The 12,595-nt window shown below is 72.8% G+C and carries 15 protein-coding genes; 12 read left to right on the top strand and 3 right to left on the bottom strand.

What is annotated here, in order from left to right; all coding sequences use genetic code 11:
* Positions 1 to 79 precede the first annotated feature (79 nt).
* Complete coding sequence (locus ACFZAM_RS26320) at positions 80 to 1,105, bottom strand: LacI family DNA-binding transcriptional regulator (protein WP_355341893.1); 1,026 nt, start codon at positions 1,103 to 1,105, stop codon at positions 80 to 82.
* A gap of 43 nt (positions 1,106 to 1,148) precedes the next feature.
* Positions 1,149 to 1,943 (bottom strand): response regulator transcription factor, encoded by a 795-nt coding sequence (locus tag ACFZAM_RS26315; RefSeq protein WP_355341896.1) that lies wholly within the window; start codon positions 1,941 to 1,943, stop codon positions 1,149 to 1,151.
* Positions 1,944 to 2,384: 441 nt separating this feature from the next.
* Between ACFZAM_RS26315 and ACFZAM_RS26310 the strand changes: the two genes are divergently transcribed.
* The 8 genes from ACFZAM_RS26310 (at position 2,385) to ACFZAM_RS26275 (ending at position 8,371) form a co-directional block, all read left to right on the top strand.
* Complete coding sequence (locus ACFZAM_RS26310; protein ID WP_391049742.1) at positions 2,385 to 3,239, top strand: alpha/beta fold hydrolase; 855 nt, start codon at positions 2,385 to 2,387, stop codon at positions 3,237 to 3,239.
* A gap of 113 nt (positions 3,240 to 3,352) precedes the next feature.
* Positions 3,353 to 3,640: a MoaD/ThiS family protein gene (locus tag ACFZAM_RS26305; protein WP_391049740.1), complete on the top strand. Its 288-nt coding sequence runs from the start codon at positions 3,353 to 3,355 to the stop codon at positions 3,638 to 3,640.
* A 1-nt stretch (position 3,641) separates the two neighbouring features.
* Positions 3,642 to 5,285 carry a hypothetical protein gene (locus ACFZAM_RS26300; RefSeq protein ID WP_391049739.1) on the top strand — a complete coding sequence of 548 codons (1,644 nt, stop codon included), beginning with the start codon at positions 3,642 to 3,644 and terminating at the stop codon, positions 5,283 to 5,285.
* Between the two features lie 247 nt (positions 5,286 to 5,532).
* Complete coding sequence (locus tag ACFZAM_RS26295) at positions 5,533 to 6,234, top strand: DUF2993 domain-containing protein (RefSeq protein ID WP_355341908.1); 702 nt, start codon at positions 5,533 to 5,535, stop codon at positions 6,232 to 6,234.
* 236 nt (positions 6,235 to 6,470) lie between these two features.
* Positions 6,471 to 6,551: a putative leader peptide gene (locus ACFZAM_RS26290; RefSeq protein ID WP_355342331.1), complete on the top strand. Its 81-nt coding sequence runs from the start codon at positions 6,471 to 6,473 to the stop codon at positions 6,549 to 6,551.
* 167 nt (positions 6,552 to 6,718) lie between these two features.
* Entirely contained in the window at positions 6,719 to 7,555 is an 837-nt protein-coding gene (locus ACFZAM_RS26285; protein ID WP_355341911.1) for a sulfurtransferase, read from the top strand.
* A 19-nt stretch (positions 7,556 to 7,574) separates the two neighbouring features.
* Positions 7,575 to 7,865 carry a DUF1416 domain-containing protein gene (locus ACFZAM_RS26280; protein ID WP_355341914.1) on the top strand — a complete coding sequence of 97 codons (291 nt, stop codon included), beginning with the start codon at positions 7,575 to 7,577 and terminating at the stop codon, positions 7,863 to 7,865.
* 119 nt (positions 7,866 to 7,984) lie between these two features.
* Positions 7,985 to 8,371: a DUF3099 domain-containing protein gene (locus tag ACFZAM_RS26275; RefSeq protein WP_355341917.1), complete on the top strand. Its 387-nt coding sequence runs from the start codon at positions 7,985 to 7,987 to the stop codon at positions 8,369 to 8,371.
* Positions 8,372 to 8,382: 11 nt separating this feature from the next.
* Here the strand turns inward: ACFZAM_RS26275 and ACFZAM_RS26270 are convergent, their stop codons facing one another.
* A complete protein-coding gene (locus tag ACFZAM_RS26270) occupies positions 8,383 to 8,745 on the bottom strand; it encodes a DsrE family protein (RefSeq protein ID WP_355341920.1) in 363 nt (120 codons plus the stop codon).
* A gap of 200 nt (positions 8,746 to 8,945) precedes the next feature.
* On the opposite strand from ACFZAM_RS26270, the gene ACFZAM_RS26265 reads away from it, so the two are divergent.
* Genes ACFZAM_RS26265 through ACFZAM_RS26250 form a run of 4 tightly spaced genes read left to right on the top strand, consistent with a single transcriptional unit; the run spans position 8,946 to position 12,369 of the window.
* Positions 8,946 to 9,689, top strand: a complete 744-nt coding sequence (locus ACFZAM_RS26265; protein ID WP_391049735.1) for a hypothetical protein — start codon at positions 8,946 to 8,948, stop codon at positions 9,687 to 9,689.
* A 54-nt stretch (positions 9,690 to 9,743) separates the two neighbouring features.
* The gene (locus tag ACFZAM_RS26260) at positions 9,744 to 10,595 is read left to right on the top strand and encodes a hypothetical protein (protein WP_391049733.1); all 852 of its coding nucleotides are present in this window, start codon (positions 9,744 to 9,746) and stop codon (positions 10,593 to 10,595) included.
* Positions 10,592 to 11,455, top strand: coding sequence for a hypothetical protein (locus ACFZAM_RS26255; protein WP_391049731.1), 864 nt, complete (start codon positions 10,592 to 10,594; stop codon positions 11,453 to 11,455). Before ACFZAM_RS26260 ends, ACFZAM_RS26255 begins: the two co-directional genes overlap by 4 nt.
* Positions 11,455 to 12,369, top strand: a complete 915-nt coding sequence (locus ACFZAM_RS26250) for a hypothetical protein (protein ID WP_391049730.1) — start codon at positions 11,455 to 11,457, stop codon at positions 12,367 to 12,369. The genes ACFZAM_RS26255 and ACFZAM_RS26250 overlap by 1 nt, the downstream gene beginning before the upstream one ends.
* Positions 12,370 to 12,595 lie beyond the last annotated feature (226 nt).

Below are 12,595 nucleotides of genomic sequence, written 5' to 3'. Positions count from 1 at the left end.
GCGACCGCCCGTACACCGCCGCCCGTGCACCGCCGCGCGTACGGCTACGCGCGGCGGCCGTGCGCCCCGGCTCCCGCGGCTACCCGTGGCAGCCGCACGACCCCCGCACCACGAGCCGGGAGGGGAACTGCCGCAGCCGCTCGCGCCGGGCGCCCGGCACTCGCAGCGAGTCGTCGAGCACCGCGTCCACCGCCGCCCTGGCCATCGCCTGCCGGTCGGAGGCGACCGTGGTCAGCGGCGGATCGGCGAGCGCGGCTTCCTTCACGTCGTCGAACCCGGCGACCGCGAGCTGTTCCGGCACGTCGATCCGCAGCTCACGCGCGGCGCGCAGCACGCCGATCGCCTGGTCGTCGGTGGCGCAGAAGATGGCCGGCGGCCGGTCGGGCCCGGCCAGCAGGCCCAGCGCGACCTCGTAGGCGTCGTACCGGTTGTACGGGGCCTGGAAAAGGCGGCCCTCCGTGGACCGCCCCGCTTCCTGCATGGCCCGCTGCCAGCCGACCACGTGGTCGGTGACGGGGTCGCCGATCACCGGCGTCTTCTCCATGCCGCCGAGGCAGGCCACGTACGCGTGCCCGTGCTCCAGCAGGTGGCGGGTGGCGAGCTGCGCGCCGCCGATGTCGTCGGTGACCACGGCGATGTCGTCGATCGCCTCGGGCCGCTCGTGCAGCAGCACCACACGCGCGTCCCAGGCGTCGATCTCGGTCGCCGCGTTCTCGCTGGGGCCCTGGCTGATCAGGATCAGCCCGGAGACCCGCATGCCGAGGAAGGCCCGCAGGTAGTGCACCTCGCGTTCGTCGAGGTAGTCGGAGTTCCCGACCAGCACCATCTTCCCGCGGTCCGACGCGGCCTGTTCCACCGCGTGCGCCATCTCCGCGAAGAACGGCTGGCGCGCGTCGGGCACGATCAGACCGATGAGGTCGGTACGGCGGCTCGCCATCGCCTGGGCCACACGGTCCGGGCGGTAGCCGAGCTGCTTGATGGCCGCGAGCACGCGCTCGCGGGTGGCCGGGGCTACCGGCCGGGGTCCGTTGTTGATGACGTAGCTGACGACCGCGGTGGACGTCCCCGCCAGCCTTGCCACGTCGTCACGCGTCACCTTGGGCACGTCGCGCAGTCTACGCGTGTCTATCCAGTCGTCACATGGCTCGTCATACGGTCTGTTCGGCGGATTTCAGCCGCTCGACGGGGACGTCCGCGGGCTCGTCGGAACGCTGCGGCCCGCGGCCCTGCGCGGCCTCGCTCCTGGCGGCCTCCTCGGCGGCCCGCTCGACCTTCTCCGGGGTCACGAAGCGGTAGCCGACATTGCGGACGGTGCCGATCAGCGACTCGTGCTCCACGCCGAGCTTGGCGCGCAGCCGCCGTACGTGCACGTCCACCGTGCGGGTGCCGCCGAAGTAGTCGTAGCCCCACACCTCCTGGAGGAGCTGGGCGCGGGTGAAGACCCGGCCCGGGTGCTGCGCCAGGTACTTCAGCAGCTCGAACTCCTTGAAGGTCAGGTCCAGGACCCGGCCCTTGAGCTTCGCGCTGTACGTGGCCTCGTCGACCGACAGGTCGCCGTTGCGGATCTCCATCGGGCTGTCGTCCGTGGTGATCTGCTGGCGGCCCATGGCCAGCCGCAGCCGGGCCTCCACCTCGGCGGGACCCGCGGTGTCCAGCAGCACGTCGTCGATCCCCCAGTCCGCGGTCACCGCGGCGAGTCCGCCCTCGGTGACGACCAGCATCAGCGGGCAGCCGGGCCCGGTCGAGCGCAGGAGCTGACACAGGCTGCGCACCTGCGGCAGATCGCGGCGGCCGTCGATCAGGATCACGTCGGCGCCCGGGGTGTCCACCAGGGCCGGGCCCTCGGCGGGCGCCACGCGGACGCTGTGCAGCAGCAGCCCGAGCGCGGGCAGCACTTCGGTGGAGGGCTGGAGGGCATTGGTCAGAAGCAGGAGAGAACTCACCGGCAGCTCCCGTCGGTCGTCCGGACGTTTCGTCGGTGTGCTCGTGGCTGTGCGCGGTTTCCGCACGCGGTGCGCTTGCTCATTTCCGAACCCTCCTCGGTCCCTGCGAGGACGTACCTCGTGCCGGAAAGCACGAAAGGACCCGGGGGCGACATTGCCCAGGTCCTCTTGCACGGAAGAATAGCCCACATGGACAGCCCTGCCGAGACCGATGACCAGCGTTTCCGTGTAGCACCGATCACTTCCGGCGACGGTAATGCCGCTGGGCGGAGAACGCTCCTGACGGCCGACGGCGTACGGATCGAGGCGGAACACCGGCCCGCGGACACGGAATCGGCGGTCGATACGGCGGACCGGACAGGTGATGTCCGGCGCGTCGAAACGACCCGTGAATCGGCCGCCGATTCGAGGGGTGAATCGGCGGCCGAAGTGCGCGAATCGATGGCCGAAGAGCGCGAATTGGCGATCGTCGTGGCCCATGGATTCACCGGTGCGCTGGAGCGGCCCGCGGTGCGCAGGGCGGCCCGTGTCCTCGGCGGTTCGGCCGGTGTCGTGACCTTCTCCTTCCGCGGTCACGGGCGGTCCGGCGGCCTGTCCACGGTCGGCGATCTCGAAGTGCTCGACCTCGACGCGGCCGTCTCCTGGGCCCGCCGCCTCGGCTACCGGCGGGTGGCCACCGTCGGCTTCTCCATGGGCGGCTCCGTGGTCCTGCGGCACGCGGCGGGACAGACGGTGCACGCGGCGGTGTGCTCGGCGGCGGGGCCTCATGACGTACGCGGCAACGACGCAGGCGGGGACGGCGTACGTGGCGACGTACGACGGAACGCGCGGGTGGACGGGCGGGGGGTCGTGCGCCCGGCGCGTGACGGGCGCACGACGGCGCATTCACCGGCGCGTGTGGACGCGGTCGTCTCCGTCAGCTCGCCCGCCCGCTGGTACTACCGCGGCACCGCGCCCATGCGCCGCGTGCACTGGGCGATCACCCGCCCGGCGGGCCGCCTGGTCTCGCGGCTCGGCCTGAAGACCCGCATCCGCGCGGCGGACTGGGACCCGGTGCCGCTCTCCCCGGTCGAGGCCGTCCCGCTGATCGACCCGGACATCCCGCTGCTCATCGTGCACGGCGACCGGGACGGCTACTTCCCGCTGGACCACCCGCTCTCGCTGGCCGACGCGGCCGGGCGGGACCGGGCGGAGCTGTGGATCGAACCCGGTTTCGGCCACGCGGAGAACGCCGCGGACGACGCGCTGCTGCGCCGGATCGGCGACTGGCTGACGGGCCGCGTTCCCGCGAGGTGACGTGGACGGGCCATGATGGACGCCGCACCACACGTCAGACACGCACGGCGAGTGACACGTACGGCGAGTGACACGCACGGCGAGCACAGGACAGAACGAAGGACGGAGCCGCGATGGCCGCACCCGACACGGCCGCGCGCCCGGCGGCGGGCACGATCCGCTACTGGGCCGCCGCCAAGGCCGCCGCGGGCACGGCGGAGGAGCCGTACCGCGCGGCGACCCTCGCCGACGCCCTGGCCGCCGCACGCGAACGGCACGCCCAGCGCCCGGAGTTCGCCCGCGTCCTGCTGCGCAGCTCCTACCTCGTCGACGGCAACCCCGTCGGCACCCGGGACCACACTTCGGTCGCACTGGCCGACGGCGGCACGGTGGAGGTCCTCCCACCGTTCGCGGGAGGATGACATGACCAACGAATGGCACGGCTTCCAGCCCGGCGACGAATCCGGCCGGCGGCCCGCGGACCCGGACACCGCCCAGGGCGACCACGACGGCCGCTCCCCGTCCGACCCGAACCACGCCAGGCACCGAGCCCCGGGTGACGCGAGTACCGGCGGTGGCTACGACCCCGGCTACGGCGGTCAGCTCCCCGGCACGTACCCGGCCGAGGGCCACGGCCCCGGTTCCTACGGACCCGGCTCCTACGCACCCGAGGGACACGACTCCGGGTACGGCACCCACGGGGGCCCGTACGGCGGCCAGGCGCCCGAGGGCTACCCGGCCGCGGGGTACGGAGCGCCCGGGGACAACGGCGGGACCGCGTATCCGGGCGGCGGCCACGGCGCGGGCCAGGACGCCGGGTACGGCGGAACCGGCGGCGGTTCGTACGGCGGCCAGGCACCCGGCGGGCCCGCGGGTCAGGGATACGCGGGCCAGGGATACGCGGCGCCCGGTGGCGCGTACGCCGGTGACGGTCAGGACGGCGGCGGCCGGCACGCCGGTCAGGGGGCCGGGGTCTATCCGGTCGGCGGCCACGACGAGGGGTATGGCGCGCGCGAATACGGGGACTACCCGGACGGGGGCCGGACGTACGTGCCGGAGCCGCTGGCCGGGCCCATGCCGCCGTACTCGGAGCCGGGGGCGCCGTACGCGCCGCCGACGCCCGGGGACGCGTGGGGCGGGCACGCGGGAGGCGCGGACTGGGCCCAGGGGGCGGCGCACCCGCACCCGCAGGCGGGCGGGGTCGAGCAGACCGCCGTGCTGCCGGTGGTCGAGAGCCTGCCGCAGCAGACGCCGGGCAGGCACGGCGACCAGGACCAGGGCCAGTCCCCGGCCCAGGGGCAGCCGCAGGCACCGGTCAGGACCGGCTCACCGATCATCGCCCCCGGGCTGGAGCCCGCGGCGCTGACGGCGGCGCTCGGCCTGCTGATGGCGGGCGGCGCGGCGCTCGGCAAGCCGGGCCTCGCGGTGCTGCTGGTGGTGCTCCAGGCGGTGACGGCGGCCGGATGGTTCCGGCTCAACGGCATGTGGCCCGCCCGGCAGGGCATCGCGCTGGCGTTCCTGTCGGGCGTGACCGCCGACATCGGCCTGCTGATCGCCGGTGACGACCACGGCCCCGCGGTGCTGATCGGCACCCTCGGCGTATGGCTGCTCCTCGTGCTCGTCCTGCAACTGCGGCACCACGGCTCGGCCGACGAACGCATGTCCTCGCTGACGGCGACCTCCGCGTCCACGCTGCTCACGGTCGTCGCGGCGGGCTACCTCGCCACCGCGGCCTCCGACGCCGGGTCCGATCCGGTCGTGGTCGGCGCCGTCGCGGTGGCCCTGGCGGCCCTCGTCCGCGCCCTCCCGCTGCCGGGCGCCGCCTCCGTCGTCGTGGCGCTGCTGGCCGCCGCGGCCACCGGCTTCGCCACCGGACCGGCCACCGGGATGAGCGGCGGGGACGCCGTCCTGCTCGCCGCGGCCTGCGGTGTCTGCGCGCTGATCGGCCTGCGGGTCGCCAGCTACGACTTCCCGTCCCGTTTCGTGCACTTCACCGCGGGTGTGGCGCTGCCGCTGACCGCCGCGGCCCCGGCCGTCTACATCCTCGGCCGCGTCCTCACGGGCTGACGGCGACCACCGGCTCGATCCGCCCGCGCGGTGATCCGTCCGCGCGGGCGGTGATCCGTCTGCCCGGGCGGTGGTCCGTCCCCGTGGGCGGTGAATTGTTCGCACAGGCGGCGCACAGGTCACGTGCGCACCGTGTGAAGGGCGGATTGAGCCGCGGTAACGGTTGGCCGCGCGGGGAACCGTCGGGTCTGCCCCGCCGTCAGGGCTGAGGGGAGATCAGCGGGGAACGAGCGGGGAGCGACAGCACATGCGAGTGGCGCGGACAGTTCTGATCGTCCTGGTGATCCTCGGCGGCCTCTTCGTCGCGGCCGACCGGATCACGGTGTCGGTGGCGCAGAACAAGGCCGCCGACCGCGCCGCGCTCACCGAGGGCCTGACCACCAAGCCCAAGGTGTCCATCGAGGGCTTCCCGTTCCTCACCCAGGCCGCCGGCGGCAAGCTGGACGAGGTCAAGATCTCCGCGAAGGACATCGCGGCGGGCAACGGCGAGCAGACCCTGCGGATCGACTCCTTCCACGCCGACCTGCACGGCGTACGGCTCTCCGACAGCTACCGGCGGGCGGTCGCGGACACCGCCGACGGCATCGCCTTCCTCACCTACGAGGACCTGACGAAGGCCGCGCCCACCGGGATCACGGTCTCGTCGGCGGGCGACGCCAAGAGCAAGGACGGCGGCGCGCTGGTCAAGATCACCGGCGAGTTCATGGGCGCGAGGCTGAGCGTGCTCAGCGAGGTGACGGTGCGCGGCGCCGACGAGATCGGCCTCCAGGCGGCGGAGCTGCCGAAGGCGTTCACCGAGCTGGGCCTGGAGGACCAGGTGCGGCAGCAGATCGACTTCACCCGGCAGCTCACCCACCTGCCCTCCGGGATCGCGCTGACGTCCGTGACCAGCACGCCGGACGGGCTGTCGGTGGCGGCGGGCGGCAAGAACGTCGTTCTCGCCAACTGAGACGGCGGTGTCCGTACCGCAGTCCTCCGCAGGTGGGCGGGGTGACCGTATCGCCCGATCGGGTGGTTCGGAACGGTCCGGCATGGGGTATCAAGCCGCTCGTACGCCGTCGGCAGGCCGCCGGACGGGCCGAGACACGGGTTGCGTGGCATGGTGATTCCGCCATGCGGACAATCTTGTCTCGGTATATGACACAACGGTGACACCTACGGGTTGATATCCCTACGATCGGGACCATGAAGCGACAGGCGGATCTCACGAAGCGGCGGGCAGTCGACCTGTGCCGCGTCGCCGCCATGCTCTGTCGCATGCCCTAGGGGTGGCGGTTCCTCCGTGCCGATGCCGGCCGTAACGGCCCCCGGCGCAGCCTGCCTCCCCTGCCTGCCAGGCGAATCCCCGCGCATCACGCGCATCGCGTATCCCTCGCAAGCCCCGCGCGCCCGTCGCGCACCGCACATCCGTACTGCCCCGGAGGAGAAACAAGATGAGCCGCAGTGACGTCCTGGTGGACGCCGACTGGGTCGAGGCCCACATCGACGACCCCAAGGTGGTCATTGTCGAGGTCGACGAGGACACCTCGGCCTACGACAAGAACCACATCAAGAACGCCGTCCGCATCGACTGGAAGACCGACCTCCAGGACCCGGTCCGCCGCGACTTCGTGGACCAGGCCGGCTTCGAGGCGCTGCTGTCCGCCAAGGGCATCGCCAACGACGACACCGTGGTGCTCTACGGCGGCAACAACAACTGGTTCGCCTCCTACGCCTACTGGTACTTCAAGCTGTACGGCCACGACTCCGTGAAGCTGCTCGACGGCGGCCGCAAGAAGTGGGAGCTGGACTCCCGCGACCTGGCCGTTGACGTGCCCGAGCGCCCCGCGACCACGTACAAGGCCAAGGAGCAGGACACCTCGATCCGCGCCTACCGCGACGACGTCGTGGCCGCGATCGGTTCGCTGAACCTGGTCGACGTCCGCTCGCCCGACGAGTTCTCCGGCAAGCTGCTCGCCCCGGCGCACCTCCCGCAGGAGCAGTCGCAGCGCCCCGGCCACGTGCCGAGCGCGCGCAACATCCCGTGGTCGAAGAACGCCAACGACGACGGCACCTTCAAGTCGGACGACGAGCTGACGGCGCTGTACGCCGAGGAGCAGGTCGACCTGGCCAAGGACACCATCGCGTACTGCCGCATCGGCGAGCGCTCCGCGCTCACCTGGTTCGTGCTGCACGAGCTGCTCGGCCAGGCCAACGTCAAGAACTACGACGGCTCGTGGACCGAATACGGCTCGCTGGTCGGCGTTCCGATCGAGCTCGGCTCCAACTGACCCCGGAGGACTGAACGTTATGTGTGGAGCCAAGGCCGGTGGGCCCGATCTGGCAGGAGTTGACGTGGCGAAAGAGACGATCATCCAGGGATCGGTGACCCGCGACGGCGAGCCGGTCACCGGTTACGTCCGGCTGCTCGACGGCGGCGGCGAGTTCACCGCCGAGGTGCCGGTCTCCGCGACCGGGCAGTTCCGTTTCTTCGCGGCCCCCGGTACCTGGACGCTCCGCGCCCTCGTCCCCGGCGCCACCGTCGACCGCACCGTCGTCGCCCAGCAGGGCGCCCCGTCCGAGGTCGCCATCGCGGTCTGACCCCGCCGTGAAGGGCCGCACCCCGCGCAAGGGGGCGCGGCCCTTCGCTGTGCCGGACTCCGTCCGGCGGGGGGTGCTCGGCGGGTGCTGATCCGGCGTGGCGGACGTACCGTTGAAGGGTGAACGCGCGTCGCCGTCACTGGTATTTCGCCATGATGGGCACCTGCGTGGTGCTGTTCGTCATGGCGTGGTCGGTTGTCCGCATCTGGTCGGTGCCGGCGGCCATCGCGATGTGCCTGGTGGCGATGGTGATCCCGCCGGTCGCGGCGATCGTGGCGAACCGGAAGGGCCCTGAGGACCGGTGGTGGGACGAGGAGCCGCTGCGGCCCGAGGAGCGGAAGCCGACCGGGAAAGAGCGCGATGACCCGCCCCCGCCGGGCGCGACCTCGATGGAGGAGCACCGCAGGATGACCCCGGCGCGGTCCGAGCGCCAGAGCTACGGTTCGTCCGGCGACCCGGAGTCCGACCGGTGGTGGGACGAGCTGGACCGCGGCGGTCCGCCGTAGCGCCCGCGCCTTCAGTAGACCAGCGCCTGCACGCCGTCCGGCATGATCTCGCTGACGAAGAGCTGCGCGCCCGCGATCCGTACGCCCGCGATGACGTCCTGTTCCTTGATGTCACGGCGGGCCGCGCACTGCGAGCACAAGGTGACCTGCCCGGCGGCGAGCACCGCGTCGATCAGATCCGGCAGCGGCGCCGCGTGCGGCAGCTCGAACTCCGCCGCGCGGCCGGGCAGCGCGAACCACGCGGACTCACCGGTCAGCCAGAGCGAGACCTCCACTCCGCTGGCCACCGCGACCGCCGCCACCGTGAACGCCTGCGAGCACCGCTCGGGCGCGTCGGCGCCCGCCGTCACCTTGATCACGAGCTTCTTCGCCATCCGGCCAGCGTAGGCGCAGCCGTCCCGGAGCCGCACAGCCGTCCCGGAGCCGCACCGCACCCGTACCGGTGGCACCTCTGTCCTCCGGTTGTGTCGTACGTCACGCAGGCGTCGGCAAATTTCGTTGTGAAGCCGCTGTGTCGTCTCGACATAATGCGAGTCCGCGTGCATCGCACGCGTGTACGCCCGGGGGGGCTTCTGTGGAACTGAACGACGGTGGCGTACGCCGCCGCGGCCGTGGCGCGCTGTTCGGCGCCGTGGCCGGACTGGTCGCCGTGGCGGCCGTGACAGCGGGGGCGGTCGTCGCCCTCGGCTCCTCCTCCGGCCACGCCGACGCGTCCGTCGCCCCGCCCGCCAGGCCCTCCGCCGCGGCAGCGGCCCCGACGACCGGCGCGGCCACGCCCTCCTCGGCAGCCCCCACGGCCGCCGCGCGCGTCCCGGGCCGGGTCTCGCACGGCGTCCACACCGGTGACCTGCGCTTCTTCCTGCTCCCCGCGCCCTCGGACGCCGACGTCTACGGCGACCCGGACGGCTCGCCGTACACCGCCGACGACATCGCGGGCAGCGCCTCCGACCCGTCCGACGCCCGAGCGGCCCTGAAGACGTACGGCTTCCGGTCCGGCGCCTACCGCACGTACCTCACCGGGGACGGGGCCTTCGAGGTCAGCGCCCGGCTGATCCGCTTCGGCAGCGCGGAACAGACCGCCGCGTACGACGCGCAGCACTCGTACCAGGGTGCCCGGATTCCGCTGACCACCGCCTATCCGGCCCGCGCCTACAACCTCCAGTCCTCCTCGGCCGAGAGCACCAGCGCCGTGGTCGCCGTCGCCCACCAGGGCGACGTCCACATCACGATCACCCTGACCGGCGGCAAGGCGCCGTCCGCCGCGCTGGTCCAGCGCCTGCTCGACGCCCAGTTCCAGCGGCTGAAGACCGGTCACTGACCTCGGGTCCCGCCGCGCGACCTTCTCCTTCCGAACCATCTCGTGGAGATCCCCTTGTCCCTGTCCGAAGACACCCCTGCCCAGGAGCGGGGCCCCGAGCCGGAGCCCGAGGCGCCGCCCGCGCCGGACTTCCCGCCCACGCCGCCTGCGCAGGGCCTCCCGCCCACGCCGCCGCACCCGCCGCACCCGCCGCACCCGCCGCGCCCGCGCGGGCGCACGACGCTGCTGATCGCCGCCGCGCTGGTGCTCGGCGTGCTGGCCGGGGGAGGCGTGGGCTACAAGATCCAGCACGACCGTGAGCCGACGCCGCTGCCCCCGCTGACCGGCCCCGCGCTGGCCCAGCCGAAGGGGACGGGCCCGGACGTCCCGGCCCTCCCCGTCGCCCAGGACCGGAACGCGGTCTACGACGGCGACCTGCTGAAACTGCTCGTGCCGACGCCGAAGACGAAGGGTACGAAGGAGCTGGAACGCGGCTGGCAGTCGCTGGTCGAATACGCCGACGGCTACGGCCGCCCCGACATCGCCTTCACCCGGCTGGCCCAGAACGACTTCCGCCGGGTGGCGGGCGCCGGCTGGACGGACGCCCGCCACGACTTCTCCCATGTGGAAGTCGTGCAGTTCCGTGACGAGGCGACCCTGTACACCGGCAGGCACCTCACCGAGCAGGTGGGAGCCGCGGGCACCAACCCGCACTTCGCCCACAACACGCCCGTGCCCGGCACCGCCGACGGCCAGGCGTGGGGCTCGGGAATGCCGTACGAGAGCGACGGCTATCTGCCCCAGTACCGGGGCATCGGATTCGCCCGCGTCGGCAACCTCTTCGTCGAGGTCGTCCTGGACTCGGAGCACCCGGTCAAGGTCAAGACCGTCCTGTCCCTCATCAAGCGGCAACTGGAGCGGCTGTGACCGACGAGCCCGAGAACGTACCGCCGTCCGTCCCCGCCGCCCCCTTCGGGCCCCCGGCAGTACCCGCTCCCGCTCCCGCTCCGGCACCCGTGCCCGCTCCCGCGCCCGTGCCCGCTCCCGTACGGTCGCGGCGCGGGCCCGCGCTGATCGCCGTCGGCGCCCTGGTGGCCGTCGCGGCGGGCGGGGGGATCGGCTACGCGGTGCTGAAACAGCGCGACGACGGCACGTCGGCCAAGCCCGCCGTGGCCACGCCCTGGACGCCGCCCGCGCCGACCGCCACCGAGGAGTTCGGCGCGAAGTCCGGCGGCAGCCACTACGGCAGGCTGAGTGAGCTGCTGCTGCCGATGCCCGCCGGTTACGGGCCGGGGCCGGACGTCGAGGGCTTCGGCAACGACGTGGAACTGAACGCGACGAAGGCCGCCGACCTGGTCAAGGGCGACCTCGGCGGGCTGACGAAGAAGCAGCGCGCGAAGACGGAGAAGGCTCTCGCGCAGCTGCACATCGAGGGCGCGGGCATGCGGACGTACCGGTCGATCGAGAATCTGATCGTCGAGATCGAGATCGTCCAGATGAAGAACAAAACGGCGGCGCACGCCCAGACCGACTACTTCACCGAGTTCACCAAGGCGCTGGGCGTCTTCCGCAACGGGCCCACGATCGACGGCCACCCCGGCGCGACGTGCGTGCTGCCGCCGACCGAGCCCGGCGAAAAACTCGACGAGATGCTCTGCCAGGCCACCGAGGGCGACCTCATGGTCACGGTCACCGCCTCCGGTGTCGTCCCGCTCCAGAAGAACGAGGCCGCCAAACTCCTCGCCCAGCAACTCGACCGCATCAAGGACCCGGGAGAGGCCGTCTGATGCCCGACAATTCGCCTGCGGCTGAGCCCGCCACCCCCCTCGCGCCGCAGCCGCCGTCTCAGCCGGAGCGGCTTTCCGAGTCCTGGTCGGCACCCCAGGGGCCCGGCGACGCACCGGCCGTCGAGCCGCACCTCCTTCCCGTGGCCCGCCGCCCGAGGCGGCGGCTGCGGGCGCTGGCGCGGTGGACGGCCGCCGTTCTGGTCTTCGCGGCGTTCGGCGGGGCGACGGCGTACGCGGTGACGCAGCCGGAGCGGACGAAGGTGCCGGGGCTCAAGACGCCGGACGACGGACGGTGGACGTTTCCGCCGCTGGCGCTGCCGAAGCTGCCCGCGGGCAAGCCGGGCGCGCTGGACACGGGCGTCAACCCCTCGGGCCGCCACTACGCCGACCTCAGGTCACTGCTGCTGCCGCTGCCCGAAGGCGCCGTCGAGGACACCATGCTGCCCGGCGTCAAGGGCTGGGTGCCCGCCGAGGACTACGTCGGGCGGTTCGACGTCGGCGACCGCGCCGCCGCCGGGACCACGCTCACGGCACAGGGCCTGCGGCACATCGCGGGCCGCGCCTGGTCCATGCCGGACGGCACCCGTACGCAGATCTACCTCGTGCAGTTCGTCAGCACCGCCTACGCCGGTGACTACGCCACCAGCGCCGAGTACACGACGCTGACCGGCGTCGACAGCAAGGAGGGCGACAACTCCGTGGAGTCGGACTCCCTGCCCGTCCCCGTCACCGTCTCCGCGTACGCCCAGACCCCGCCGTACGACGACACGGCGACGCGGTACGCCTTCGTCCACGCCGGGGACACGCTGGCGCTGGTCGTGCAGTCGACCGGCCGGCAGGCGGGCGTCAAGCGGGGCACACCCGCGGTGCCGTTCCGCCAGACCGTACGGCTCCAGGCGCAACTGCTCGGCTGAGCGCCTGAGCGCCTGAGCGCCTGAGCGCCTGAGCGCTTGAGCGGCGGGGCGGCGGGGCGGCGGGGCGGGGCGCTGGGGCGCACGTCACGCGGCCTGGCCGCGCCTTCGGACGGGCGGCGCACTAGACTCGTGCGCGGCCCGTCCGCATGATCCGTCCGAGGAGCACGTCCCGTGCAAATTGAGTATGTCTACGACGCCCTGCTCGTGCTCGTCTGCCTGGGCGTCG

This window comes from Streptomyces sp. NPDC008079 (assembly GCF_042957385.1).
Classification (GTDB): domain Bacteria; phylum Actinomycetota; class Actinomycetes; order Streptomycetales; family Streptomycetaceae; genus Actinacidiphila.
This window is presented reverse-complemented; position numbering and strand designations above follow the sequence as displayed.

What these genes read in the sequence shown, in the direction of transcription:
- ACFZAM_RS26285 (WP_355341911.1), top strand. Translation starts at nt 6,719, where the DNA reads ATGAGCCGCAGTGACGTCCTGGTGGACGCCGACTGGGTCGAGGCCCAC.
- ACFZAM_RS26290 (WP_355342331.1), top strand. Translation starts at nt 6,471, where the DNA reads ATGAAGCGACAGGCGGATCTCACGAAGCGGCGGGCAGTCGACCTGTGC.
- ACFZAM_RS26295 (WP_355341908.1), top strand. Translation starts at nt 5,533, where the DNA reads ATGCGAGTGGCGCGGACAGTTCTGATCGTCCTGGTGATCCTCGGCGGC.
- ACFZAM_RS26305 (WP_391049740.1), top strand. Translation starts at nt 3,353, where the DNA reads ATGGCCGCACCCGACACGGCCGCGCGCCCGGCGGCGGGCACGATCCGC.
- ACFZAM_RS26250 (WP_391049730.1), top strand. Translation starts at nt 11,455, where the DNA reads ATGCCCGACAATTCGCCTGCGGCTGAGCCCGCCACCCCCCTCGCGCCG.
- ACFZAM_RS26310 (WP_391049742.1), top strand. Translation starts at nt 2,385, where the DNA reads ATGGCCGAAGAGCGCGAATTGGCGATCGTCGTGGCCCATGGATTCACC.
- ACFZAM_RS26300 (WP_391049739.1), top strand. Translation starts at nt 3,642, where the DNA reads ATGACCAACGAATGGCACGGCTTCCAGCCCGGCGACGAATCCGGCCGG.
- ACFZAM_RS26270 (WP_355341920.1), bottom strand. Translation starts at nt 8,745, where the DNA reads ATGGCGAAGAAGCTCGTGATCAAGGTGACGGCGGGCGCCGACGCGCCC.
- ACFZAM_RS26280 (WP_355341914.1), top strand. Translation starts at nt 7,575, where the DNA reads ATGTGTGGAGCCAAGGCCGGTGGGCCCGATCTGGCAGGAGTTGACGTG.